Raw genomic sequence first — 22,575 nt, forward strand, 5'->3', positions numbered from 1 at the left:
GGTCCGCATGGTCCGCATGGTCCGCATGGTCCGCATGGTCCGCATGGTCCGCATGCGGCGGCTGATTAGACCCGTTATCGTCCGGCTTAGCCGCCTGATGCTCGGCATGGGCGCCGTGATCGCCGTGCATCGGTCCCATGTCCGCCAGTGTCAACAAGGTACGAGGGCGCATTTTTGGCAGTTCGGCCTGCAAACCGATTTTTGGCGTCAGGGTAGCCGCCGCAAAGCCGCTTCGGTCCATTGCTTCGGCGAAGATCCGGTAAGCCCGGTCCGCTTTCGGTTCGACCAGCACATCATAAGTTTCGGCGACCGCGATCCGGAACTCCCCCACGTCGACCGGCATCACCGGCTGGCCGTCCGCTTCGATTACCCGCATTTTCAAGCCCGGAATCCTGACGTCGAAATGGGTCATCGCGGAAGCGTTGACGATGCGCAGGCGCACCTTTTCGCCGGGGCTAAACAGCGCCGTCCAGTCCATCGCCGGCGTCTGCCCGTTGACCAAATAATGATAAGTGGCGCCGGTCACATCGGCCAGATCGGTCGGCTCCATTCGCATCTGTCCCCAGGCCAGCCTGTCGTTTACCGTTTCGGAAAAGCCGCGTTCGCGAAAGTCCTTAAACAGGTCTGCGACGGTTCTTTTCTGAAAGTTATAGTAATCGCTCTGCTTTTTCAGGCGCGCGAGCGTCCGCTCCGGATCGGCCTCTGGCCAGTCCGAAAGCAGCAGCACATAGTCGCGCTCGGTTTGCCGATGCGGGCGCGCCGGTTCGATCACCAGCGCGCCGAACAGTCCCTGCTGTTCCTGCATGCCGGAATGGCCGTGATACCAGTAGGTTCCGTTCTGTTTGACCCGGAACCGGTAAGTAAAAGTTTTCCCCGGTTCGATCCCCGCAAAGCTGATGCCGGGCACCCCGTCCATCCGGTAAGGCAGGACGATTCCGTGCCAATGGATCGAGGTAGGTTCCTTCAGGCGATTGACTACGTTCAGCGTGACTTCCTCGCCTTCGTGCCAGTGCAGCGTCGGTGCGGGCAGGCTGTTGTTGGCGACCACCGCGGTTTGCGGTTTGCCGGTCAGGTTGATTGTTTTCTCGCCGACCGTCAGGGTATAGGTGTCCGCATAGGCCGCGCCGAAATACAGTTGCAATAGCCATAGCATCAAGATGAAAAAGCGGCGGTAAGAAAGGGTCATGTCAAAGCCGACAGGGAGTTAGAAAGCAAAGCAGTTAGAAAGTGATGGTTATTCAGCGTTCCCATGCCCTTAACTGGAAGAGAAGGAATCTTTCAGCACGAAGACGGGACTAAATTCGCAACTGGCGAAAACGGCGGAAAATCTGTATAGTCGGCGTTTTCGTATCTCTTTTACGACTATATTCATCTCTTATTCAGATGTCTAGCGTAGATTTACAACCGTTCGGCCAGTCCCCTGGCTGAAAATATTTGAGTAAACGAGGAGCCACAATGAAAAAAATGAACAAATCGCCTTTGGCCGCTGCGATGGGTGCTGCGATTATTTCCACTGCGACCGCTACCGCGCATGCGGAAGCCAATCCGTTCGGGATGACCGAGCTGAACAGCGGTTACATGCAGCTGGCGGCCGGCGAGATGGCCTGCGGCGCGAACATGGGCGGCATGGATAAATCGAACATGCAGCCGCCGCAAAACAAAACGGCGGAAGGCGCTTGCGCCGGCCAAAAATCCACTACCGCGCCGGCACCGGCCAAAGCCGCCGAAGGCAAATGCGGTGAAGGCAAATGCGGCGGCATGATGGACGACGGCAAGATGAAAAAAGGCATGGAAAGCGTCTGCGGCGCAATGATGAAAGGCAAGGAAGGTTCTTGCGGCGCGATGAAGAAATAATTCATCCCGAGGAAGCCGGAAGAGCGGCGGACTCGCCGCCGCTCCTTCGAGTTTGCCTCCAACGGATTTCCCCTCTGTTTTAACTCCTCCATTTTATGCCGCACTTTCATGTTCAAGGGGCGGGACTCGGACTGAGGCGTTCATTGCTCGCCGAGATCGCCAATCATCCCCCGCTGCAGGCCGTCGGTTTCTATGAAGTTGCCCCGGAAAACTGGATTACGCTCGGCGGCCAATACGGAAAACAATTCCGCTCCCTAACCGAACGCTTCGATTTCGTCTGCCACGGTCTGTCCTTGTCGCTCGGCAGCAGCGATCCGCTCGACGAAAAGCTGGTGCTGGATATAAAAGCGTTCATGGCCGAACACGGGATCAAGCTGTACAGCGAACATTTGAGCTATTGCAGCCATAACGGCCATCTTTACGATCTGATGCCGATCCCGTTTACCGAGGAGGCGGTCAGGCATGTCGCCGCCCGGATCAAGCGCGTGCAGGAGCTGCTCAAACAGCGCATTGCGATCGAGAACGTGTCGTACTATGCCGCGCCCGGCCAGGAAATGGCCGAGATCGATTTTTTCAATGCGGTCGTCCAGGAAGCCGATTGCGACATTCTGCTCGACATCAACAACATCTACGTGAACAGCGTCAACCACGGCTATGACGCCGAAGCTTTTTTAAGGGCAGTGCCGGGCCAAAGGATCGCTTACGCGCATATCGCCGGGCACTATGTCGAGGCCGAAGATTTTCTGGTCGACACGCATGGCGCGGCAGTCATCGATCCGGTCTGGAAACTGCTCGGTAAGGCCTACGAACTGTACGGCGTGTTCCCGACCCTGCTCGAACGCGATTTCAACCTGCCGCCGCTGGCCGAACTGCTCCGGGAGGTCGAGACGATCAAGGCGATACAGGACGCCTGGCGCAGGGAACACGCGAAACGCTCGGCCTGATTGACGATGGGCGCCGATTTCAAAGCCAGGCAGCAGGCGTTTTCCGCTTATCTGCGCAATCCGGAAAGCCATCCCGCGCCCGCCGACGTGAAGCCAGAACGGATGGCGATGTACCGGGAGCTGTTCTTCAACAACATCGACAACTTTCTGGCCGTCAATTTTCCGGTGCTGCGCAAACTCCTGAGCGATGCGCAATGGCGCGAACTGGTGCAGGACTTTTATGCGCGCCATACCTGCAAAACCCCTTATTTCTCGGAAATCGCCGAGGAGTTTATCGAGTACCTCCAAACCGAGCGCGACAATCCTTCCGACCCGCCGTTCATGCTCGAACTGGCCCACTACGAATGGGCCGAAATGGCGCTGTCGATCGCGAGAGAGGAAGCGCCATTCAATCCGCCTTTTTCCGGCAATTGGTCCGAAGCAACCCTGCAACTCTCGCCGCTCGCCTGGCCTTTGGCCTACCGCTTTCCGGTGCACCGGATATCGCCCGACTACCAGCCGCAGGAGCCTCCCGAACAGCCGACCTTTCTGATCGTGTACCGAGACTCCGAGGATGAGGTCCGCTTCCTCGAAATCACGCCGGTCACCTACCAACTGCTCGCTTTGAGCCAGGAACAGCCGGGCCAAACAGTCGCTGCCTACCTGCACTCAGTGGCCGAACAGCTACAGCATCCGCAGCCCGAGGTCGTTTACGAGGGCGGGCTCAAGATCGTGCAGGATTTAGTTGCCAAAAATATCCTTCTTCTTGATTCTCCAGCGAAGGATAACGAGTTGTAGGGTACGCATCGCGTACCTTTTCGGAACTTAATATCACCAAAACGTTTTGAAAATGGTACGCGATGCGTACCCTACATGGCTGGATGGAGGTGGCGGCGATTTAATGGCACTGATCATCCGATAATAAAGGGCAAGGGAACGACGAGCCTGTTGTCTTTGCGCATCGGACTGGCCTTTGCTTTGCAATTTTTCGTCAAACCCGGCAAAGCTTGCCGTAAGCTTAGGGTCAAAAATGTACTTTGCGCAAAAATCCAGATAAAATCGAAGCCACTTATGTAAGGCCGCACGAAATGAACCTTGATCCACTGATCTCCGCCCTTCTCTTTGAGGCCGAAGGTGCTGAACTCGACTTCAAGCGCGAACAGTATTCATTTGAAGGTGCGGATGACCGCGTGAAATCGGAGTTGCTGAAAGACATATTGGCGTTCGCAAATGCTTGGCGCAGGACCGACGCCTACATTCTCATTGGAGTCCAAGAGGTCAAGGAGGCCGAGTCTGTAGTAGTCGGGATCAGTGAACACATCGACGACGCAAAACTACAGCAGTTTGTGAACTCGAAGACCAATCGGCCGGTGGAATTCTCCTACACGCCCACATCGTTCCGAGGCAAGCAAATCGGGGTTATTCACATCCCTGTACAGGATCGTCCAACCTTCCTCACAAAAGACTATGGTTCACTTCGTCGGAACACCGTCTATCTCCGCCGAGGCTCCTCAACGGACGAGGCGCGCCCAGACGAGATAGCGCGCATGGGTCAGGCGGTAAGCGAGGGTCTGAAGCTACGGCCGTTACTGGTTCCGCGGCTTGCGACTGGCTCTGACTGGTCCAATTTGGTGGAGGCCGCGACTTTCGAAGCAGTGCACCTGAACCCTCTGGAGATAAAGAGCCTTCCCGACTACTCGCCGCCTGCGCCTACCGGCCCCTTCGGAATACAGATCTATTCTCCGCTCGGACACACAAACTCCGACTTCTATCGAGATCGCGCCGAGTATTTGCGCTTTGGCGCGAAACTTCGCCCAATCCGATTCGCTGTACACAATGAAGGAACCGCACTTGCCTCCGGCGTAAAGCTGACGACCCACGTTGCGGATCCCTCGCACTCGCTCGAATTCTCGTTAGGTTCAAATCGACCAAAGAAACCGCGGCGCGAGTGGTCCCCGATAGACCACATTAGGCCAGTTTCCATGAATCAGATGGCGCCAGACATTGAAATTGCCGAGACAAAAGCTGGCTGGACGATCAACGCATACTTCGGAAAGATTCAGGCCAAAGACACTAGACTAACGTCGGAGCAGTTGTTCGTGGGGATGACCCAGAGCGGAACTACAGAATTACCCGTTTCTGTTTTTGCGGATGAGCTCTCCAGTCCGGTCAACTCCTTGCTATCGCTCGATTTCGTAATTACCGAACAAGAGCTCACCTACGACAAGCTCACGAGTTAGCAAAGCACGATAGGATGGGCTGAGGTACGAAGCCCATCAATCGCGAACGATGGGCTTCCTTCGTCAGCCCATCCTACGACCCTGAGATTTAAAAATTACCTAATTGATTTTCTAGAAAGTGATCGCGCTTTTGAGAGCTTCGATAAACCGGCTGATATATAGCTGAGAGCGGTACAGCCGGACTTTAAGCCATGCCTTAACCTGTTTGAGCCTTGCCTCGATTCTCAGGTAAATAGAGCTGGATTTAATCTTTTCGATGATCGACAGGATCAATTCATAAGACCGTTTAAACCAGCCGAACGTCATCAGTTTTTCTTTAGAAATGCGGAACAGCCAGAACGTAAACGCGGCGACCGGAATTTTGCCGGTGTAGAGCATTGTCCCGGCGAGGATCTTCCCCGTGCCGATCAGTTGCAGCGCAAAAAGGCCCAGCAGTTCCACTTGGATGAATAGCACCAGAAACACCGCCAGCAGCACATGGCGGTCCAGTCCGCGGATAAACTCCTCGGGTTTTTTCAGGATTGCCAGTCCGTGGATAAACCGGTAAATTGGCTCGGCAATGTTTTCCCAGACCAGCTCTTCCAGAACGATATAGACGGTCACTAATATTCCCAGAACAATATCGAAGGCTTTGGCGAAGAATTTTTTTATCATGGTTCGATGTTAGGAAATGTTATTGTTAAATGCTTAATTGTAGAGGCTCAATTCGGTCTGGAAGGTTTTAACCATGGGACTGAAGAACTATGCCATTACCCTGAAAATTCACTTAATTGTAGGGTGGATAAGCGCCAGCGCATCCACCAATTTAGGTGTTCAATGGTGGATGCGCTGGCGCTTATCCACCCTACGCATAGCTCTATCATGAAAATACATTTTCATCTGACGGAGTAAAAGCCGATTTTTATGACTGTTAAGTTAAACTGTCATGCCGACCTATCTAACAACATTGTCCTCAGGCTGGCCTTCGCTTCACGTCTACTGTCCCGGCAGAAGGTCGGGCAATGCGGCAACGGAAGGAATGATTAGGCCCGGAACGACCAGGCTGTTTTCCGCGTAATCCTGCCGGTATTTGCCGGTTTTGACCAGGATGCCGGTCAGACCCGCGCGCTGTCCGCCGCCGATGTCGGCATCGATGTCGTCACCGACGATCGCGGCCTGCTCCGGCGGCATTTCCAGTTCGCTCAGGGCCGCTTTGAAAAAATCGGGCGAGGGTTTGCCGATGATCGTCGCCTGTTTCCGGCTGGCGTATTCCAGGCCGCTGACGAAGGCCCCGATGTCCAGCTGCAGGCCGCGCTCGGTCTGCCAGAAACGGTTTTTATGGATCGCGATCAGTTCGGCGCCGCCGATCAGCAGGTTGAAAACCCGGTTCAGCCGCTCGTACGACCAAGCATCGCCGATATCGCCGACGATCACGAAATCGGCCTTGCTGTCGGATTGCCTGAGATGCCGGAAGTCTTGCTTGACGTCGTCAGTGAGCAGCAAATGGCAGACCGGGTCGCCGAATTGCTGGAGGTAGATCAGCGCGGCGCGGGTCGCGCTGACGATTTCGTGTTCGTCGATGTCGAAGCCGAAACCGGCCAGTTTCTTGTGCAGTGAAGCGCGGGACAAGGTGCTGGTATTGGTGACGAAGCGGCAGCGGTAGCCGCGCCGCTTGATTTCGCGGACGGCTTCGATAGCGCCGTTTACAGCCTGGGAGCCGACATACAGGACCCCGTCGAGATCGATAAGGATGCCGCGAATTAACGATAAAGGAGTCATCCGAAATTCCGAAGCCAGTAGTTAAAAGATAAGCGATGAACCACGACGAGCATAATACGCTTCCTCCGCAGGCTCGCAAAGGCCGCGGTGCATTGAGCAACCGGACGGGACGCTTCGAGAGCGCAACGAAAGAGGCGTTCGACGACGGTTGGGGCGGCCTCGATGAGCTGCCGGCGCGCGTTCCGACGACGTTGGGCGTCGATACGGCGAAGACGGTGATCACTTACAACCAGTCGCCGGACGTGCCGTTCGACCGCTCGATCAACCCGTACCGCGGCTGCGAGCACGGCTGCGCCTATTGTTTCGCCCGTCCCAGCCATGCCTATCTGGGATTGTCGCCGGGGCTCGACTTCGAAACCCGGCTGTTTTACAAGCCCGATGCGCCCGAACGGCTGCGCGAAGAGCTCGGCGCCCGCCGCTACCGTGCGGCTCCGATCGCGCTGGGCATCAATACCGACGCCTACCAGCCGGTCGAACGCAGGCTCGGTCTGACTCGGCGAATTCTCGAAGTGCTGCAGGAGACCCGGCATCCGGTTTCGATCGTGACCAAGTCCGCGCTGATCGAGCGCGATCTGGACATTTTAGCGGAGATGGCTGCGGACGGTCTGGCGCAGGTTGCGATCTCGATCACCACGCTGAAAGCCGATCTGGCGCGGCGTCTGGAACCGCGCGCGGCGGCCCCGCACCGGCGTCTGCAAACGGTCGAGCGGCTGGCGGCGGCCGGGATACCGGTGTTGGTGCTGGTCGCCCCTTTGATTCCGATGCTGAACGACGAAGAGCTCGAAAAGATCCTGAGCGAAAGCCGCAAGGCCGGCGCGGTCGATGCGGGCTACGTACTGCTGCGCCTGCCGCTCGAACTCCGCGAGCTGTTCGGCGAATGGCTGTACACACATGAGCCCTTGAAGGCCGAGCGCGTACTGTACCGGATTTTCGAAGTGCGGGGCGGCAAGGCCTACGATTCCACATTCGGGACGCGGATGACCGGCACCGGCGAATACGCCGGCCTGCTCGGCCGGCGTTTTCGCCTTGCCTATAAACGGTTGGCTTTTCCCGGCTCGCCCGGCTTCGATTCGGACCGGTTCCGGCCGCCGCTTCCGGGGGGCCAGACGGACCTGTTCCGGTAAGCACAATGCCGTTAAGTTAAGAGGTTGCGTAGGCCGGATGCGTTTCGCTTATCCGGCCTACGACTTCCCCCTTTGAAAAAGGGGGATTGAGGGGGATTTATTTAAAAAAATCTCTCCCGGCCCCTCGGCAACGCAGGGAGCGGTAGCCGACGGCTGCACGGAGGCAGGAGGTAGGCAATGCAGGAGCTATATTGCCGAGGAGCAAATCTCTGCTCATGCAGTCGTCTTTTTCAAAGAGGAGAGTGACGCAGGCAGCGCTATTTTTGCGCAAAAAAAGCCTGGATCGCCGCATCCCGCCCTTCCGCGACCTGTTTCACGAAAGGCCGGCTTTCCATTTGTTTGAAATAATCTGCGATACCCGGCACATGCGCCGCGACCAGATTCTCGCCGTAAATTTTTTGCGTCGCCATTGCGATCAGGCCCAAATGTAGCCAAGCGACGATGTCGGCCGCGGTAAAGTTTTCGCCGAGCGCGTAGGGCGAAAAACGCGCCAGGCGCATCACGCCTTCGAGGCCCGCCTCGACTTTCTGTCTGACTTCGTCCTTGATTTCCTGCGAAACCGGCGTGCCGAACAGCGCCTCCCCGTAAATGCGGCGCGCGACCAGTTCCACGTTCAGCTCCAGATGCTGGATGAACTCCCGGCATTTGGCGCGTTCAAACGGATTGGAGGGATATAAGGGGCGGTCAGGATAGGTGTCTTCCAGGTATTCGAGGATTGCCTGCGATTCGGACAAGTAACCGCCGTCGGTCTTGATGAACGGGATTTTGCCCAGCGGCGAGCGTTTTAAAACGGCCGCATCCTGGGATGGCCTCACCACCTCTTCGTTGAAAGGAATGCCTTTTTCGAGCAGGGTCAGTTTGGTCTTGTTGTAATAGTTGCTTAGCGCGAAACCGTATAAGGTAATCATGAGGTTCATCTCCAGGTTGAGCGTTGAAAAAGATAGACTGACCGGTAAGTCATTTGCAATGATACAGACCGGTCGGTATAGTTGCAACTTTATTTATGTTTTCATTCTTTATCATGTCCAGCAATCTGAAAGAACGTATCTTGCAAACCGCGTCCGAACTGTTTTATCGCCAGGGCATCCGCGCCACCGGCGTCGATGCGATCGTGAAGGCGGCAGGTACCACCAAAATGAGCCTGTACCATTATTTTCCGTCCAAAAATGATCTGGTGCTGGCGCATCTGCAGAAAACCGCCGAGATAATGCGCGAGAAGATAGTGGACGGCATCGCGGCGCGGGCGTCCGAGCCGAAAGCCCGGCTGCTGGCGGTCTTCGATGTATTCGGCGAATTGCTGGCATCGGACGGCTTCCGCGGCTGCCCGTTCATCAATGCCGCAACCGAATCGGCGGCCGAGGACGAACCGTTCAGGCTGGCGTCCGTCGATTTCTACCTGCAATTCCGCCGCCGGCTGACCGATCTGGCGGAAGAGGCGGAGGCGCGGCAACCCGAGCTGCTGGCCCGGCAGTTGAGCCTGCTGATTTCCGGCGCGATCGTCGCCGAGCAGATGCAGCGTAATTCGGGCGCGATGCGGGCGGCGCGCGATGCGGCGGAAATCCTGATTAACCGCAGCCTCGATGGCGTGTAGCGGAATCGAAGAATTTTTTATAGTCCCTGACCTCCTTCCACTGCCGGAGCCAGAGCCATGTATTTTCTCCAACTCGTCCTTTTTCTATTAACGGCGGTGCCCGGTTATGCGGCACGGGCACAGGAAGCCGCTTTCGACCTCAACCAGCTTCCCCGCGAAGGCCGCACACTCGGCGATTTCACCCCGCGCGGGTGGGCGGCCGCAGACAAGGCGAATGGCGACTTGAACGCCGACGGCATTGCGGATATCGCCGCAATCCTGATTCCGTCCTCCGCCGGGTCGACAGCCGAAGAGGGGCCCCGGGTTTTACTTACGCTGCTCGGCGGCGCCGGCGGAAAGCTTCGGCCCGCCGGGCATAACGACGGCCTCCTCGCGTGTGTGCACTGCGGCGGCCTCAAGGAAAGCGCCGGCATCGAAATCAAAAAAGGCGTGCTGATCGTGCATCAATTAACCGGTTCCCGCGAGTTTACCGATCAAACGTGGCGGTTTCGTTACGATCCGACATTCCGCCGCTTCGTGCTGATCGGGAAAGATCGGATCGACGGCGACGGCGCACTCGGCACCGGCGGTAAAGTCAGTTTCAACTATTTGACCGGCTTCAAGATCAGCGAACGCTACCGCTTCGATCCCAAGCGCGACCGGGAAATCACGCTAACTTCGAAAAAAGACAAAATTCCAAAAACGGCCCCGTCTCTTGAAGATGTCGGGATGGAATGAAGAAGTAAAGAAACTTTAGGGCAAATACACGCTCCAGCTCATCCCGCCCAGCGTCTTGCTCGGCATGCCCTCCAGCTTGCCGCCCAAAAGTTCGATCAGGTCGCTGACCACCGCCATCCCGATGCCGTGCCCGTGAATGTTCTCGTCGGCGCGGACGCCGCGTTTCAGAATCTCGCTGAGCTTCTGCTGCGGAATGCCGGGGCCGTCATCCTCGATCAGCAAGAACACCGAATAATTGCGGCGGTTCTTGCGCTGGTTCAGCGCGACCTGGACCCGGACCGTTTTCCGACACCATTTGCCGGCATTGTCGAGCAGGTTGCCGATGATTTCGTAAAGGTCGCCCTCCTCGTAATACACCGGGCTGGTCTCGGGAATATTCAAGTCGAACGAAATCCCCTTATCCAGGTAAACCTTGGCCAATGAGGCGACCGTTTTTCGGATGATGTCCGAAACGTCTGAGGCGCCGACGGTTTTGGTTTCGCCTTTGGCGGCCGCGCGCTGCAGTTGGTACTCGATGATTTTGTCCATGTAGGTCAACTGTTCGATCACCGCGTCCTGGTTGCCCTGGAACGAATGCGCGCAGCCGTGCAGGATCGCCAGCGGCGTCTTCAGGCTGTGCGCCAGATCGGCCAGGGTGTTGCGGTAGCGCTCCAGATGCGCGCGTTCGCTGCTGATGAACGCGTTCAAATTGTTCGCGAGTCCCTGCAACTCGGTCGCATAGTAATGGTCAAGGCGCGTCCGCTTGCCTTTTTCGATCGATTCCAGATCCCTGACGATCCGGCGCAGCGGCTTCAGGCTCCAGCGCAGCAACGAAAACTGGATGAAGATTAATACCACGCCGATCACCAGCAGCCATGTCCACAGCGTTACCGCAAAGCGCTTGACCTGCTGCTCGACAAAATCGCCGTCTTCGACGACGGTAAACAGGTATTCGCGCTCCATGCCCGCCACAGTCTGCCAGATGACCCGGTAATGGAACGCGTAGCGGTTGCGCTTTTCCCGGGTAAAGGCCGGTTCGCCCGGCGCCATGTCGGGGAGCGGCGGCGGATCGAGGCCGATCGCGGAAGGCGAGCTCCAGACCAGTTTTTTGTTGGTCTGCCGGATGAAACCGTAGAGCCCCGAGCCCGGATTCATGAAGCGCGGGTCTTGCAGATTCTGCGAAACGGACAATTCGCCGTTGTCTTTCAGTTCGGCGGAGGACAAGAGGGAGTACACCTGTACCTGCAAACGCTCCTTCAACGCTTCTTCGGCGCTTTCGCGGAAACCCTGTTCGAGCACCACGGCGACCAGCGCGAAAAAGGCCGCCAGCACCAGGCCTTCGGAGGTCAGTAATCTAAAACTTAAGGATTTGGTACGCATTGCATTTTTTGTCGGATGGCGATTGAGAATTAAAGACTGATCGGTTTGTCATAGAGCTGTCGTCAGCGGGAATTATATTTTAATCAAAATCGCGTCACGGCTTTCGTTCGCGATCATGGGAGTGTTCAAGCGATGCTGCGCTTTGCATGATCGAGCGATTGAAAAAATGGCAGTGCAGGGAGAATTTTTTATATGTTATAATATAACATCACAACGGATGAGATGATTTGATGCAAAGACCGATTTATCCTTATATGGTCGCCTGCCTGTTTTTGCCGGCTGGGGGCGCGCAAGCCGAGGAACCGGGTAACACCACGCTGGGCGAAGTCGTCGTCACAGCACCTGCGCCGAAAGAAAAAGAGAATCCTGCACAGCCTGCGGTAGTATTGAGCGAGGATGCGTTGCGGATGAAAACCGGCCGCAGCATCGGCGAGACGCTGAAGGACGAACTGGGCATCGCCAGCCAGTCGTTCGGCCCCGGCGTCGGCACGCCGGTGATCCGGGGACAGGCGGGGCCGCGGGTGCGGGTCTTGAGTAACGGCATCGGCAGCAACGATGCGTCATCCTTCAGCCCGGACCATGCCGCCAGCGTCGAGCCGCTGCTGGCCGAACGGGTCGAAGTGTTGCGCGGGCCGGCCACGCTGCTATACGGCAGCGGCGCGATCGGCGGCATCGTCAACGTGATCGACAGCCGCATTCCGGACAAAATGCCCGACAAACCGATCGGCGGGGCGCTCGAGCAGCGCTTCGATTCGACCAGCGACGAAACCAGTACCGTGATGAAGATCGACGGCGGCCGGGACCACATCGCCTACCATTTGGACGGCTTTTACCGCCACCGCGATAATCTTTCGATCGGCGGCAGCGCGATCGATACGGCCAAGGCTTCGATCACCGACCCTTCGCTCGACATCGTCGATAACCCCAAAGGCCATCTGAACAATACCGGCGCGGAAGCGATCAGCGGTTCGGCAGGCCTGTCCTGGATCGGCGAGCCGGGCTTCGCGGGCGCCTCGATCAACCACCTCGAAAACAATTACGGAATTGCCCCGGACGGGACCGGCGAAGAAACCGTGCGTATCGCTCTCCGGCAGGACAAGTATGACTTCAAAAGCGAACTGATCGATCCGTTCCGCTTTGCGAAAAGCCTGCGCGCCCGCTTGGGTTATACCGATTACCAACATACCGAAATTGCGAACGGCGAGCCGGGCGCGTTTTTCGCGAACCGGACCTACGAAAGCCGTCTGGAAATGGATCATCAGGACATCGGTCCCGTGCGCGGCACTGTCGGTTTTCAGGTGCAGTCCAGCAATTTCACCGCGATCGAGAAGCTGACCGGTGAGCCGATCGTACCGCATTCGCTGATCGACAGTTACAGCATTTTTGCCCTCGAATCGTTCGATGCCGGTCCCGTCACCTACCAGTTCGGGATGCGCATCGATCAAACCGACATTCAGCCGGACGGCATGAAAGGGCTTGACTATACGCCGGTCAGTGCGTCCGTGTCCGCCGCCTGGAAAATCGACAAACAACACCAACTGAACCTGGCGCTCACCCGTTCCTCGCGCGCGCCGCAAGTGCAGGAGCTGTTGGCTGATGGTTTCCATGACGCGACCCGCAGCTTCGAGCGGGGCAATGTGAACCTTAAGGAAGAAACCTCCTACAACCTCGACTTGGGCTACCGCTTCAAGTCGGACTGGCTGCGCGCCGAGTTCGACCTGTTCCACAACTGGGCCGGCGACTACATCTACCAGCAGCGCAGCGGCGAATTTGTGGATGAAGAAGGTAATCCCTGCACAATCGACTGCAAGCCGGTTCTGGTCACGAGCCAGCAGGACGCGATCTTCAAAGGCTATGAAGCCAAGCTGATCTTTCCGGTGATGGAGAACCGCTACGGGTTGCTGGATCTGACCCTGTTCAGCGACTATACGCGCGGCGAATTCGTGAACGGCGGCGACGTGCCGCGGATGCCGCCGCTGCGCTATGGACTGCAGCTCGATTACAATCAGGATAAACTGTCGAGCTATTTGCGCTTCACCCGCGCCGACGATCAGCCGCATGCCGGCGACTTCGAAACGTCCACCGCCGGCTATTTCTTGCTCAACGTTGGCGTCAATTATCAACTGAAGGCTTACAAAGACGCCGAATTGATGCTGTTTGCGAAGGGTAATAATCTACTCGATCAAAACAACCGCAATTCCACCTCGTATTTGCGCAATTTTGCGCCGGAAGCGGGACGGGGGGCCGAGATCGGTTTTCGGTTGAGTTATTGAATACGCGAAATCACAACGAGTCGCTCCGGCTAGCGATAGCGTAATCGGAGGAAGGTTGCCGTTTTCCAGATGTGCGATTACGGCACCTACGGCTCTGGTGTATTGTTCTTATCGGGCAAAAAGTCCAGGTATGGAGCAGGGGCCGGGTTATGGTTATATTTTCCATCGTGAGACGCATCGCCAGAGCGAGGCGGCGATCCTGGTTTTGGCGGGCGAGGATTAATGAAAATGATCGGTTCAATGTGGTTGCGCAAAGAATAATTATCAGAATCCTCTTGCCTATTTTCGTCCTTTGAGCCGTTCGGATGGCCGGCATTTGAAATCTGTGTTGTCGTCCTTTTAACTATGGTTCCGTCGCTAAGTTCAACCTCGGTAATTTCCGCATAACTAAATTTAGAGAATGCGAATGAGAGCAAGCCTAAAACAATCGTTCTTCTAATCATTCTTTCACCTCTGATACCGGCGATAAAAGAAGCAGCGTTGTTGCGTGCATAGGATGACATAGTGAGTCAAAGGTGTCTGTTCGCGTAGGGCGGAATAGCGAAGCGTATTCCGCCGGATGCTTGTACTTCATACGGCGCAATAGGCAATAGCCATATTGCGACCTCCAGCTCTTCAGCGATGCACCCAGTCCGCTCCCAAAGTCCCGGACAAATTTTTGAGATAACTCGGTTCGCCCACTTCGGCCAGCATCCGTTCGGCGGTTTTGAGCTTTTCAGTCAAAACCCGGTGCCACGCTTCGCCCGGTTCGGTTTCGTCCAAACGTTGCCGGATGTATTCGCAGTGCCGCAGCCGGAGTGCGTATTCCCGCTGTTGCTTGATCAGCAGCCTTTCGCGGTACCAGTCGCTTTCGAGCAGCGCCTCGCGGGTGAACATCGCACGAATGGATGGATCGTCTACCGTTTTGCCTTCGTAATGCCCGTAGGCCATCACATGCAGCAGCGCTTTGAGCGGCGGGCAGGCGTCGTCGATCGAGCCATCCTTGAAATAAAGTAAGGCGACCCGTTGCTGCGCCTGGTACACGTTGTCGACGCCGTCGACGAAGTCCGTCAGACTCTGGGTTTCCGGCTTCAGCATCGCTTCGTCGAACACGGCGGTCGGATAATCGAAGACCTTGCCGAAATTGGTATGCACGAAGCGTTCGGTAATCCGATAACCCAGGCGGCTCGCGTACACGGTCCGACCTTCGTATTCGAAATCTTCGAGTTTTTCGAGATGGCCCTCTGCGATCATATAGCGGGAATCGCGCTGGTCGGCCGGCAGGCGCGACCAGATCTCCGGTATCAACAGGCTGATGTCGTGATCGATTCGCCGCTCCGAACCGATATAACCGGCCGCGGTCGAGAAGCCGTCGTAGCCGCAGAGGATGAAAGACACCAGCGCGGTGTTCAAATCGGCCGTCGCGCAGACCGCGTTGAACGGGCCTTTGGTCAGCGCGCCTTCCGAGCCCGCGCCGGTCGTGGATGGCGATTTTCCGGTCAGGCTGCAGATGAAATCCATGAACAGTTCGGGTAGTTCCTGGTAATGGATTGGGTTGTAAATCGCCAGCGGCTTGATGCCGGCCGCGCTGTCCCGCGGGTTGTTGCGGCGTCCGGGCAGGACTGCATTGACCGGAAAATGCACCGGTTGATCGACGCGCAGGCCGCGCGCCAGCCGGGTCGACAGTTCCGCCAGATAGCGCGGACGTGGGTCGATGAGGTCGGGCCGCTGCTGCAGGTAGCGCACGTTCTGGCTCGGTTTGCCGTCGACCAGGCGCGGATGGGCCGAGGAGACGAAAAATTCACCTTCCGGGGCCTCGGCGGCGCGCGCGATCAGGTTGCGCATCGGTTCGCTGTACTGATCGAAATGCACGACGTCGTCCCGGATTTCGCGGGCGTCGCCCGGCGTCAGCGGTTCGAAATTCGAAATGAAATTGTTGCCGCCGGAGAGGTCGGCTTCGGTTTGCAGGTCGGTGCCGCGGTGGACCGCGTCGTCCGGCCGCTGGAAAAAACTCATTTCGCAGTTTTCGACCAGTTTGACGCTCGGATTCGGCGTGTTCGGACTCAATTCTGGCAAGAGTCCGGCCGGGACGACGGTCGAGGCGGTAATGTCGTCTTCGAACTGGACTTTGTCCGAGGCGATGAAATCCTGCCGCAGTTTGAACACCCGCCAGGCGCCATTGCTGTCGTAGCCGACGCGCAGATAACAGGCGATCAGTTTGCGGCCGTGAAATTTCAATTCGTTGCCCGGATAACCGTTCACGACGTCGACCGAAAAATGTTCGCGCCAATTCTCGCCCCACGCCGGGTTGAAAAAGCGCTTGATGATCAGCACCAGCGCCCAGATGTGCTGCGGAAATTGTGTCAGCCATTGGTTGTAGGCGTCGGAATATTCGCCTTGCGAAGGGGTTAAGAGTTTGATCACCGAGCCAAGCGTGCGCTGGTTGCTGAGCAGCGGACGCTGATCGATGCCGTTGCGCGCCGGATCGCGAAAACGCTGCGAATAGTCGTAGGCGAAAATTTCGGTGACGGTGTCCATGTCTTTGTTGAAATCTTCGATGAAGATGGAGCCGAAAAGGATCGCGCCGGCGATCGACTTCGAAATTTCCGACTTGCCGCCCCCGGACACCGTGCTCGGCTTGTGACACAGGGTGCTTTCCGGAAAGGTGCCGATCAGCCGCCAGCTCGGTGCGTGCGGGTGGCGCTCCATGTGCACGCGGAAACCGTTCGGGTACACGTAGGTCCGGTCGGCCAGCAGTTTCAGCGTCTGCGTCGCGCCGTTTCGGCCCCAACTGACTTGCTGTCGCTGAATGTTGATTTCGGCCGTTTCGGGAATGAAAACGATGCCCGGATGGATTTTATCGGTCGCATAGCCTTCGGGATGCAGGTCGATCGTATCGCCCAACAGGCGCGGAATTTGTTCGAACGTGACGTTTTTGATGTTTTCCGGGCTCGCCAGATAAATGTCCCCCAGGCTGGCCCGGACGAACGCGAGCGCTCCGCCGGCATGTTCTTCTTCGCAGCCGCCGTACAGATTGGCCGAGTAGCTGATCTGCGATTTGATCTCTTTTTTGCTGTAGCCGAAATAATTGTCGGCGATAATCGTGACGATGACGCCGTGCATGTTTCGGCACACCAGTTTGAAAGGCTTGCCGTCGTTGTAGAGTTCGTCTTCGCTTTGCCAGCACATGCCGTCTTGGCGCTGCCGTTCGCTCGCTTCCTCGATAGGCGGCAAACCCAGGTCCTTTTTGCGGCAATGCACCAGATGCGGCGCCAGGATGATACAGCCGGTATGGCCGGTCCAGTGCTCGATGTCCAACGCGGCATCGTTTTCGGGCAGAAAGGGGTTGCCGGCATTGTCGAAGATCGATTCGACGAAGTCCAGATTGGCGACCAGGCCGCCCGGCACAAAAAAACGCGTTTCCATCGTTTTCGGCGGCGCTACGCCTGCAATGCCGGGGACCACGAGCGGCCGGATCAGCATCGACAGCCAGAGTTTCGCCGGATTTTGTTGCCGGCTCGTATAAGGCAGGCGCAGCAGGTCGTCGGGCGGGGTCAGGGCCCGGCGCAGGATTTCCGCATAAGCGCGAACCGGCACTTCGCTTTTGTCCGCTGGCACCGGCAAGCCGCCGGCCGCGATGTGGAACACGCCTTTGGTGGTGCGCCGGTCGTTTTTCGGATTGTGCAGAACGCCTTGCCGAACCCGGTACGAGTCGATGTAAGGGGAATGGTATTCGTTCGACTGGAACGGCAGCGACAGTTCCCGGGCCAGCCCTTCTTCGAGGATGAACGTTTCGCCGGGCAGCAGAATCTCGCCCTCGACGCCGTTTTCGCGCAGGTAAGTGTTCAGGAAATTCTGAATGCGCTGATCGGCGGGACACCGGTAGCGGGACAAGAGACGGCGTTGCCGGGAATAATTTTTTAACAAGCCGTCCGCGATCTTCAGATAACTTTGATCGTGTTCGACTTCGCAGGTCGGCTGCCCCAAGGCGGCTAAATGCAGATTGATCAGATGCAATTGTTCCCGTTGTTGTCCGGGTAAATCGGTAGGAGGCGAGATGACGGATGTATTCATGGTGGTAACTGTAACGAGCGTTGGTTTAGCTTGGTTTATTATTGGTAACGCCTTCGTGAAACTGACGGCTTTGATTAAAAAACGTTTTTCAACATCCTGCGCCGGGCTCTCCGTTTGGCAAAGCGTTTGCCGCTGCAAACAGAAAAATTTCTCCGCGCCGATTTCTTTGCGTAATTCGATGTTCGGGCCGTCCAGCGTACCGATAGTTTACGCGTCGTTCAAGCAAAATTTCATGTGCCCGGTTCATGGGACTTCTTCACCAGATCTACAAATTGGCATCGAAAATCCGCCGCCGGATTAATTTTTCTGGCCGGTTTTGACGATGAAATTCACTGCGAACACGGCATTGATCAGGTCGTGCTCGGAAGGGGCGTTGTCGATCATTTTGTCGATGTCGATCATCAGCTTGCGTCATGCTTAGGCATGGAGAGCGAACGGCGGCACCGAACCGAAAACTCGATCCTGAGGTAGGGTCAATCGGGTGCGGAGTTGCGTTTATGTGGTATGCCGAAGACGACTTTGAGCCCCGGTCCGTTGTCAGACAGTGTGAGCGTTCCGCCATGAAGATCGGTGATCGCTGCGACGATACTGAGCCCCAGGCCGTTGCCTTGGGTAGTACGGCTTTGTTCGAGCCGGAAAAAGCGCCGGAGCACCTTCTCCCGGTACGCTTCCGGGATACCCGGCCCGCGGTCGGCCACGGTGAATTCGAGCCGGTCGTCCGTTGCGTGCAGCGCGGCATCGATGCCCGTGCGTTCCGGCGTATGGACGATCGCGTTTTCGAGCAGGTTGAAGACCAGTTGGGTCAGCAACTCTTTGTCGCCGATCAGCATGACGTTTTTTTCGACAGCCGTGCGAATGGCTTTGCCTCGCTCTTCGGCGACCGGGCCAAGCGCATCGATCACGGACAGGACGACCGCGCCGAGATCTACCGGCTTGAAGCCGCTGCGCCGCGATCCCGATTCGATCTGCGAGATGCGGAGCAGGGCGGAAAACGTGCCGAGAATCCCGTCGATTTCCTGAATGGCATAGGCGATGCTTTCTTTGTACTGTGCCGGCGAAAGGTCTCTTGCGGCCGCGTCTTCGAGCCTGAATTGCAAATGGCTGATCGGCGTACGCAGGTCGTGGGCGATGTCGTTGGAGACCTGTTGCACGTTTTCGAGCAGTGCGCCGATCTTATCGAGCATCAGGTTCAGCAGCGACGCGAGATTGTCCAGTTCGTCACGGTTTTTCGAAACCGGCAGGCGGTGCTGCAGATCGCCGGCGATGATCGCCTCGGTCGACGACGTAATGCGCCGGATTTTGTTCAGGAAGGACCGGCTGATATAAACGCCGCCGCCCGCGCCCAACAGTATCACCAGGACAATGCCCCATAAAAACGCCCGAATGACGGCGTCGCCGGCTTTTCCGATATAGCCGCCGTCGCGGCCGACGCCCAGCCAGTATCGCCCCGGCAGCGGTACGACCTTCATATAGAGCAGCTCGCTTTCTACCTGATGAGGCGATTGGCTTGAAACCGGCCGGACAATCGTTTGCCAGCCTTCGATGGGGTGGAAGCCGCCGAAGTTGCCGCCGATCAGCCGGCCGTTCCGGTCCAGGATGCCGTAAGTATGCGACGCCAGACAATCGTCTTCGTCGATCTCTTCCTTTAATTCCTCCAGCCCGTCGGAATCGTATTCGGCTTGCAGGCGGTTGGCGTCGGCCTCGATGCCGCTTTTCAGCTGTTGTTCCAGCGTGTGCGTCGTCAGCCAATACACCGTCATGCCGATGGACAGGAAAGAAATCAGGAACAGGGCTAAATATAAAGCCGACAGTTTGAAACTGGTTGTATCGACTATCTCGGGCAGCTTCATGGGATCATATACCCCGCGCCGCGCACGGTTTGGATGATATCCGGCCGGCCGCCGGCATTCAGCTTGCTGCGCAGCCGGCTGACGTGGGTTTCGACGATATTGGTTTTGGGATCGAAATGAAAATCCCAGACGTTTTCCAGCAGCATGGTACGGGTGACGACCTGGCCGGCATGGCGGGCCAGGTATTCGAGCAGGCGGAATTCCGTCGGCTGCAGTTCGATCGTTTGGCCTGAACGCCTAACCTGCCGCTTCAGCAAATCGATTTCGAGATCCTGGACCTGCAGGATTTTCGGTTCCGACGTTTGCCGCGGGCGGCGCAGCAGAGCATTCACGCGCGCGGCCAGCTCGCTGAACGCGAACGGTTTGACCAAGTAATCGTCCGCGCCGGCATTGAGTCCTTCGACGCGGTCGTCGATGCCGCAGAGTGTGGTCAGAAACAGGACGGGGATGCCGCATTCGGCGCTGCGCAAAGTTTTTACCAGCGTCAAGCCGTCAAGGTGAGGCAGCATGCGGTCGATGATGAGCAGATCGTAATGTCCGTCCTTGGCGCACAGCAGGCCTTCGTAGCCGTCTTTCGCCAGATCGACGTGGTGGCCCGCCTCTTTCAGGCCGGTTGCCACGTAATTGCCGGTTTCGCGGTCGTCCTCGATCAATAAAATATTCATGATGTCCTAAAAAATCCGGAAAACGGCCCCGGCTAGCGAGGCCGCCTTCAATCCCGAAGCGGAGCTTCAGTCGGAGTCGTTTTCGTCGGAGTTGTTTTCCAAGGAGACTTTGAGTACTGCGCCGGTTTTGCCGTCGACCAGGACTTCATGAATCCGGCCGTCTTTGACGACCTCCACCTCGAATTGGGGCGTGCTCGAATCGTCATCCAACTCCGCTTCCAGGACTTTGCCGCCGGTTTTTTGTTCCGCCGCTTTGATTGCGTCGGACAAGGAGATGGCGGCCTGGTTGAAAAGATGCAGCTCTTTGGCTTCCTCGCCCCGAGAGTCCTCCGCTTGCGCTTCGGCCCCGATTGCGGCTACTGCCAAGATGGCCGCTGTTACACTGATCAAAAGATGGTTTCGTTTCATGTTCATGTTGTTACCCTCGTTCGCACCGGACCCGATTGTCCGATTGCGGGAAAAGCATAACCTGCCCCACATTGCACGAAAGCTTCCGAAACTATACGGTTTTGTAATGTAACTCAATTTTAGCGCGGGCAGGTCTGCAGCAGCTAGCGATCTTGACGGTAAAAAAGCAGATTTTTATGCCTTTGGGGACAATACCGTTACGTTAAAGAAGGAGTCGTCCTCTCCTGCTGGAGAGGGCGGGGTGAGGAGGATCATAAGGAAAATACTCTATTTATTCCCCATCCCCGCCTTCTCTCGGAGGTAGAAAGGGCAAAGCTTCTTGACTTAACGGCATTGGGAGACACGGATACTGCGTGGTTCTTTATTTGTCATTGCACCGCGAATGGCCTTAATGAACCCGGCGGGTATTTTTCCCGCATCATATCGGAAGTTTGAATCATGTCTTCAAAACGTCCCCAATTCGTCTTCTTATCCTCGGAATGACGCACCGAAAAAAGCCGACAGGAGCGCGGAGACCGGTTTCGGATGGAGCGAGTGAAACTCCGGCAAGACATCGGCTGAGGAATCTGGGACAATGTGGCCGAAACTCAACCGCAGCGATACCGACTTTTATAATGATGAATGTGAACGACCTGGCGGCCGGCGTTTTCCGAAAGGAAGTGCTGGCCATGTCCGCCTACCACGTTGCCGATGCGGAGGGCTTGATTAAGCTGGATGCGATGGAAAATCCCTACGAGTGGCCCGAAGACCTCAAAACCCGTTGGCTCGAAACCCTGCGTGCCTGCCCGTTGAACCGCTACCCCGATCCCGGCGCGCGCCGTCTCGCCGCGGCGATCAAACGCTCTGCCGGCCTGGATGACGATGCGCCGCTGCTGCTCGGCAACGGTTCCGACGAAATCATTCAGCTCTTGTTGATGGCGCTGCCGCAGGATTCCGCCGTGCTGTCGCCGGAGCCGGGATTCGTGATGTACCGGCAGCTCAGCCGCTGCCTGGGTCTGGATTACGTTGGCGTGCCTCTGCGTGCGGAGGATCTCGATCTCGATCTGCCGGCGATGCTGGCCGCGATCGAACGGCATCAGCCGAAGCTGATCTTCCTGGCCTATCCGAACAACCCGACCGGCAACCTGTTTGATCGGGCCGCGATCGAGGCGATCGTCGAAAACGCACCGGGCCTGGTCGTGATCGACGAGGCTTACGAACCGTTTGCCGGCGCCAGTTACCTGGGCATGCTCGGCCGCTATCCGAATCTTCTGGTGATGCGCACGGTGTCCAAGCTGGGACTGGCCGGTTTGCGGCTCGGCTACCTGGCCGGCAGCGCCGAACTGCTCGGGCAGTTGGATAAAATCCGCCTTCCGTACAACATCAACGTGCTGACCCAGGCCAGCGCCGAGTTCGCGTTGAACCACAAAACCCTGTTCGATCAGCAGACCCGGCTGATCTGCGCCGAGCGGGCGCGCGTTTTCGTCGCGCTGACCGCTATCAGCGGCCTCATGCCTTACCCGAGCGCCGCCAATTTCATTCTGTTCAGAACGCCGCCGGGCCGCGCGAACGGGATATTCGCCGGACTGAAGGAGCGGGGGGTGCTGATCAAGAACCTGAGCCCGCAGGGCGGCATTTTGGCCGACTGCCTGCGCGTGACGATCGGCAAGCCCGATGAAAACCAAGCCTTTCTTTCCGCGCTGAATCAAAGTTTTATATCCAGTCAGTGAGTCTTCTTTCGACGAGGGGAAAGCGGCAGAGAAAAAGATGCCGGTTTTCCC

20 protein-coding genes are annotated in these 22,575 nt (G+C 57.1%); 10 read left to right on the top strand and 10 right to left on the bottom strand.

Going from position 1 to position 22,575, the window contains the following annotated elements:
• The coding region (locus JJL52_RS21215; protein WP_272901701.1) for a copper resistance system multicopper oxidase at positions 1-1,186 on the bottom strand (1,186 nt) is incomplete at its 3' end.
• Positions 1,187-1,455: 269 nt separating this feature from the next.
• Here JJL52_RS21215 and JJL52_RS03475 point away from each other — a divergent pair.
• The 4 genes from JJL52_RS03475 to JJL52_RS03490 all read left to right on the top strand — a co-directional run bounded on the left by JJL52_RS03475 (position 1,456) and on the right by JJL52_RS03490 (position 5,017).
• A complete protein-coding gene (locus JJL52_RS03475) occupies positions 1,456-1,854 on the top strand; it encodes an HvfA family oxazolone/thioamide-modified RiPP metallophore (RefSeq protein ID WP_202050995.1) in 399 nt (132 codons plus the stop codon).
• A 95-nt stretch (positions 1,855-1,949) separates the two neighbouring features.
• A complete protein-coding gene (locus tag JJL52_RS03480) occupies positions 1,950-2,798 on the top strand; it encodes an HvfB family MNIO-type RiPP peptide maturase (protein ID WP_202050996.1) in 849 nt (282 codons plus the stop codon).
• Positions 2,799-2,804: 6 nt separating this feature from the next.
• Complete coding sequence (locus tag JJL52_RS03485; RefSeq protein ID WP_202050997.1) at positions 2,805-3,575, top strand: HvfC family RiPP maturation protein; 771 nt, start codon at positions 2,805-2,807, stop codon at positions 3,573-3,575.
• A 290-nt stretch (positions 3,576-3,865) separates the two neighbouring features.
• Positions 3,866-5,017, top strand: a complete 1,152-nt coding sequence (locus JJL52_RS03490) for an ATP-binding protein (RefSeq protein WP_202050998.1) — start codon at positions 3,866-3,868, stop codon at positions 5,015-5,017.
• A 111-nt stretch (positions 5,018-5,128) separates the two neighbouring features.
• Here JJL52_RS03490 and JJL52_RS03495 read toward each other — a convergent pair whose 3' ends face one another.
• Together JJL52_RS03495 and JJL52_RS03500 are read right to left on the bottom strand one after the other, a co-directional pair.
• Positions 5,129-5,671 carry a hypothetical protein gene (locus tag JJL52_RS03495; protein ID WP_202050999.1) on the bottom strand — a complete coding sequence of 181 codons (543 nt, stop codon included), beginning with the start codon at positions 5,669-5,671 and terminating at the stop codon, positions 5,129-5,131.
• Between the two features lie 321 nt (positions 5,672-5,992).
• Positions 5,993-6,775 (bottom strand): TIGR01458 family HAD-type hydrolase, encoded by a 783-nt coding sequence (locus JJL52_RS03500; RefSeq protein ID WP_202051000.1) that lies wholly within the window; start codon positions 6,773-6,775, stop codon positions 5,993-5,995.
• 35 nt (positions 6,776-6,810) lie between these two features.
• Between JJL52_RS03500 and JJL52_RS03505 the strand changes: the two genes are divergently transcribed.
• Entirely contained in the window at positions 6,811-7,899 is a 1,089-nt protein-coding gene (locus JJL52_RS03505; RefSeq protein WP_202051001.1) for a PA0069 family radical SAM protein, read from the top strand.
• A 257-nt stretch (positions 7,900-8,156) separates the two neighbouring features.
• Here the strand turns inward: JJL52_RS03505 and JJL52_RS03510 are convergent, their stop codons facing one another.
• Complete coding sequence (locus JJL52_RS03510) at positions 8,157-8,807, bottom strand: glutathione S-transferase family protein (protein WP_202051002.1); 651 nt, start codon at positions 8,805-8,807, stop codon at positions 8,157-8,159.
• Between the two features lie 113 nt (positions 8,808-8,920).
• On the opposite strand from JJL52_RS03510, the gene JJL52_RS03515 reads away from it, so the two are divergent.
• Together JJL52_RS03515 and JJL52_RS03520 are read left to right on the top strand one after the other, a co-directional pair.
• A complete protein-coding gene (locus tag JJL52_RS03515; RefSeq protein ID WP_202051003.1) occupies positions 8,921-9,490 on the top strand; it encodes a TetR/AcrR family transcriptional regulator in 570 nt (189 codons plus the stop codon).
• Between the two features lie 57 nt (positions 9,491-9,547).
• The gene (locus JJL52_RS03520) at positions 9,548-10,207 is read left to right on the top strand and encodes a hypothetical protein (protein ID WP_202051004.1); all 660 of its coding nucleotides are present in this window, start codon (positions 9,548-9,550) and stop codon (positions 10,205-10,207) included.
• Positions 10,208-10,222: 15 nt separating this feature from the next.
• Here JJL52_RS03520 and JJL52_RS03525 read toward each other — a convergent pair whose 3' ends face one another.
• A complete protein-coding gene (locus JJL52_RS03525) occupies positions 10,223-11,566 on the bottom strand; it encodes an ATP-binding protein (protein WP_202051005.1) in 1,344 nt (447 codons plus the stop codon).
• Positions 11,567-11,796: 230 nt separating this feature from the next.
• Here JJL52_RS03525 and JJL52_RS03530 point away from each other — a divergent pair, with 230 nt between their 5' ends.
• On the top strand, positions 11,797-13,839 hold the full coding sequence (locus JJL52_RS03530) for a TonB-dependent receptor (protein WP_202051006.1): 2,043 nt from the start codon (positions 11,797-11,799) through the stop codon (positions 13,837-13,839).
• An 86-nt stretch (positions 13,840-13,925) separates the two neighbouring features.
• On the opposite strand, the gene JJL52_RS03535 is transcribed toward JJL52_RS03530, so the two are convergent.
• Together JJL52_RS03535 and JJL52_RS03540 are read right to left on the bottom strand one after the other, a co-directional pair.
• Complete coding sequence (locus JJL52_RS03535) at positions 13,926-14,342, bottom strand: hypothetical protein (protein WP_202051007.1); 417 nt, start codon at positions 14,340-14,342, stop codon at positions 13,926-13,928.
• A 112-nt stretch (positions 14,343-14,454) separates the two neighbouring features.
• Complete coding sequence (locus JJL52_RS03540) at positions 14,455-17,892, bottom strand: PPi-type phosphoenolpyruvate carboxykinase family protein (RefSeq protein ID WP_202051008.1); 3,438 nt, start codon at positions 17,890-17,892, stop codon at positions 14,455-14,457.
• On the opposite strand from JJL52_RS03540, the gene JJL52_RS03545 reads away from it, so the two are divergent.
• Positions 17,876-18,193, top strand: coding sequence for a hypothetical protein (locus tag JJL52_RS03545; protein WP_202051009.1), 318 nt, complete (start codon positions 17,876-17,878; stop codon positions 18,191-18,193). The genes JJL52_RS03540 and JJL52_RS03545 overlap by 17 nt on opposite strands.
• A gap of 172 nt (positions 18,194-18,365) precedes the next feature.
• On the opposite strand, the gene JJL52_RS03550 is transcribed toward JJL52_RS03545, so the two are convergent.
• The 3 genes from JJL52_RS03550 to JJL52_RS03560 all read right to left on the bottom strand — a co-directional run bounded on the left by JJL52_RS03550 (position 18,366) and on the right by JJL52_RS03560 (position 20,821).
• Entirely contained in the window at positions 18,366-19,742 is a 1,377-nt protein-coding gene (locus tag JJL52_RS03550; protein WP_202051010.1) for a sensor histidine kinase, read from the bottom strand.
• Complete coding sequence (locus JJL52_RS03555) at positions 19,739-20,407, bottom strand: response regulator transcription factor (protein WP_202051011.1); 669 nt, start codon at positions 20,405-20,407, stop codon at positions 19,739-19,741. The genes JJL52_RS03550 and JJL52_RS03555 overlap by 4 nt, the downstream gene beginning before the upstream one ends.
• A 66-nt stretch (positions 20,408-20,473) precedes the next feature.
• Complete coding sequence (locus JJL52_RS03560) at positions 20,474-20,821, bottom strand: PepSY domain-containing protein (protein ID WP_202051012.1); 348 nt, start codon at positions 20,819-20,821, stop codon at positions 20,474-20,476.
• A gap of 611 nt (positions 20,822-21,432) precedes the next feature.
• Here JJL52_RS03560 and hisC point away from each other — a divergent pair.
• Positions 21,433-22,524 carry a histidinol-phosphate transaminase gene (hisC, locus tag JJL52_RS03565; protein WP_202051013.1) on the top strand — a complete coding sequence of 364 codons (1,092 nt, stop codon included), beginning with the start codon at positions 21,433-21,435 and terminating at the stop codon, positions 22,522-22,524.
• Positions 22,525-22,575 lie beyond the last annotated feature (51 nt).

Source organism: Candidatus Methylomicrobium oryzae (assembly GCF_016745425.1).
Classification (GTDB): domain Bacteria; phylum Pseudomonadota; class Gammaproteobacteria; order Methylococcales; family Methylomonadaceae; genus Methylomicrobium; species Methylomicrobium oryzae.

Coding starts and splice junctions, on each gene's coding strand:
- JJL52_RS03475 (WP_202050995.1), top strand. CDS start 1,456: ATGAAAAAAATGAACAAATCGCCTTTGGCCGCTGCGATGGGTGCTGCG.
- JJL52_RS03480 (WP_202050996.1), top strand. CDS start 1,950: ATGCCGCACTTTCATGTTCAAGGGGCGGGACTCGGACTGAGGCGTTCA.
- JJL52_RS03485 (WP_202050997.1), top strand. CDS start 2,805: ATGGGCGCCGATTTCAAAGCCAGGCAGCAGGCGTTTTCCGCTTATCTG.
- JJL52_RS03490 (WP_202050998.1), top strand. CDS start 3,866: ATGAACCTTGATCCACTGATCTCCGCCCTTCTCTTTGAGGCCGAAGGT.
- JJL52_RS03495 (WP_202050999.1), bottom strand. CDS start 5,671: ATGATAAAAAAATTCTTCGCCAAAGCCTTCGATATTGTTCTGGGAATA.
- JJL52_RS03500 (WP_202051000.1), bottom strand. CDS start 6,775: ATGACTCCTTTATCGTTAATTCGCGGCATCCTTATCGATCTCGACGGG.
- JJL52_RS03505 (WP_202051001.1), top strand. CDS start 6,811: ATGAACCACGACGAGCATAATACGCTTCCTCCGCAGGCTCGCAAAGGC.
- JJL52_RS03510 (WP_202051002.1), bottom strand. CDS start 8,807: ATGATTACCTTATACGGTTTCGCGCTAAGCAACTATTACAACAAGACC.
- JJL52_RS03515 (WP_202051003.1), top strand. CDS start 8,921: ATGTCCAGCAATCTGAAAGAACGTATCTTGCAAACCGCGTCCGAACTG.
- JJL52_RS03520 (WP_202051004.1), top strand. CDS start 9,548: ATGTATTTTCTCCAACTCGTCCTTTTTCTATTAACGGCGGTGCCCGGT.
- JJL52_RS03525 (WP_202051005.1), bottom strand. CDS start 11,566: ATGCGTACCAAATCCTTAAGTTTTAGATTACTGACCTCCGAAGGCCTG.
- JJL52_RS03530 (WP_202051006.1), top strand. CDS start 11,797: ATGCAAAGACCGATTTATCCTTATATGGTCGCCTGCCTGTTTTTGCCG.
- JJL52_RS03535 (WP_202051007.1), bottom strand. CDS start 14,342: ATGTCATCCTATGCACGCAACAACGCTGCTTCTTTTATCGCCGGTATC.
- JJL52_RS03545 (WP_202051009.1), top strand. CDS start 17,876: ATGACGGATGTATTCATGGTGGTAACTGTAACGAGCGTTGGTTTAGCT.
- JJL52_RS03540 (WP_202051008.1), bottom strand. CDS start 17,892: ATGAATACATCCGTCATCTCGCCTCCTACCGATTTACCCGGACAACAA.
- JJL52_RS03550 (WP_202051010.1), bottom strand. CDS start 19,742: ATGAAGCTGCCCGAGATAGTCGATACAACCAGTTTCAAACTGTCGGCT.
- JJL52_RS03555 (WP_202051011.1), bottom strand. CDS start 20,407: ATGAATATTTTATTGATCGAGGACGACCGCGAAACCGGCAATTACGTG.
- JJL52_RS03560 (WP_202051012.1), bottom strand. CDS start 20,821: ATGAACATGAAACGAAACCATCTTTTGATCAGTGTAACAGCGGCCATC.
- hisC (WP_202051013.1), top strand. CDS start 21,433: ATGAATGTGAACGACCTGGCGGCCGGCGTTTTCCGAAAGGAAGTGCTG.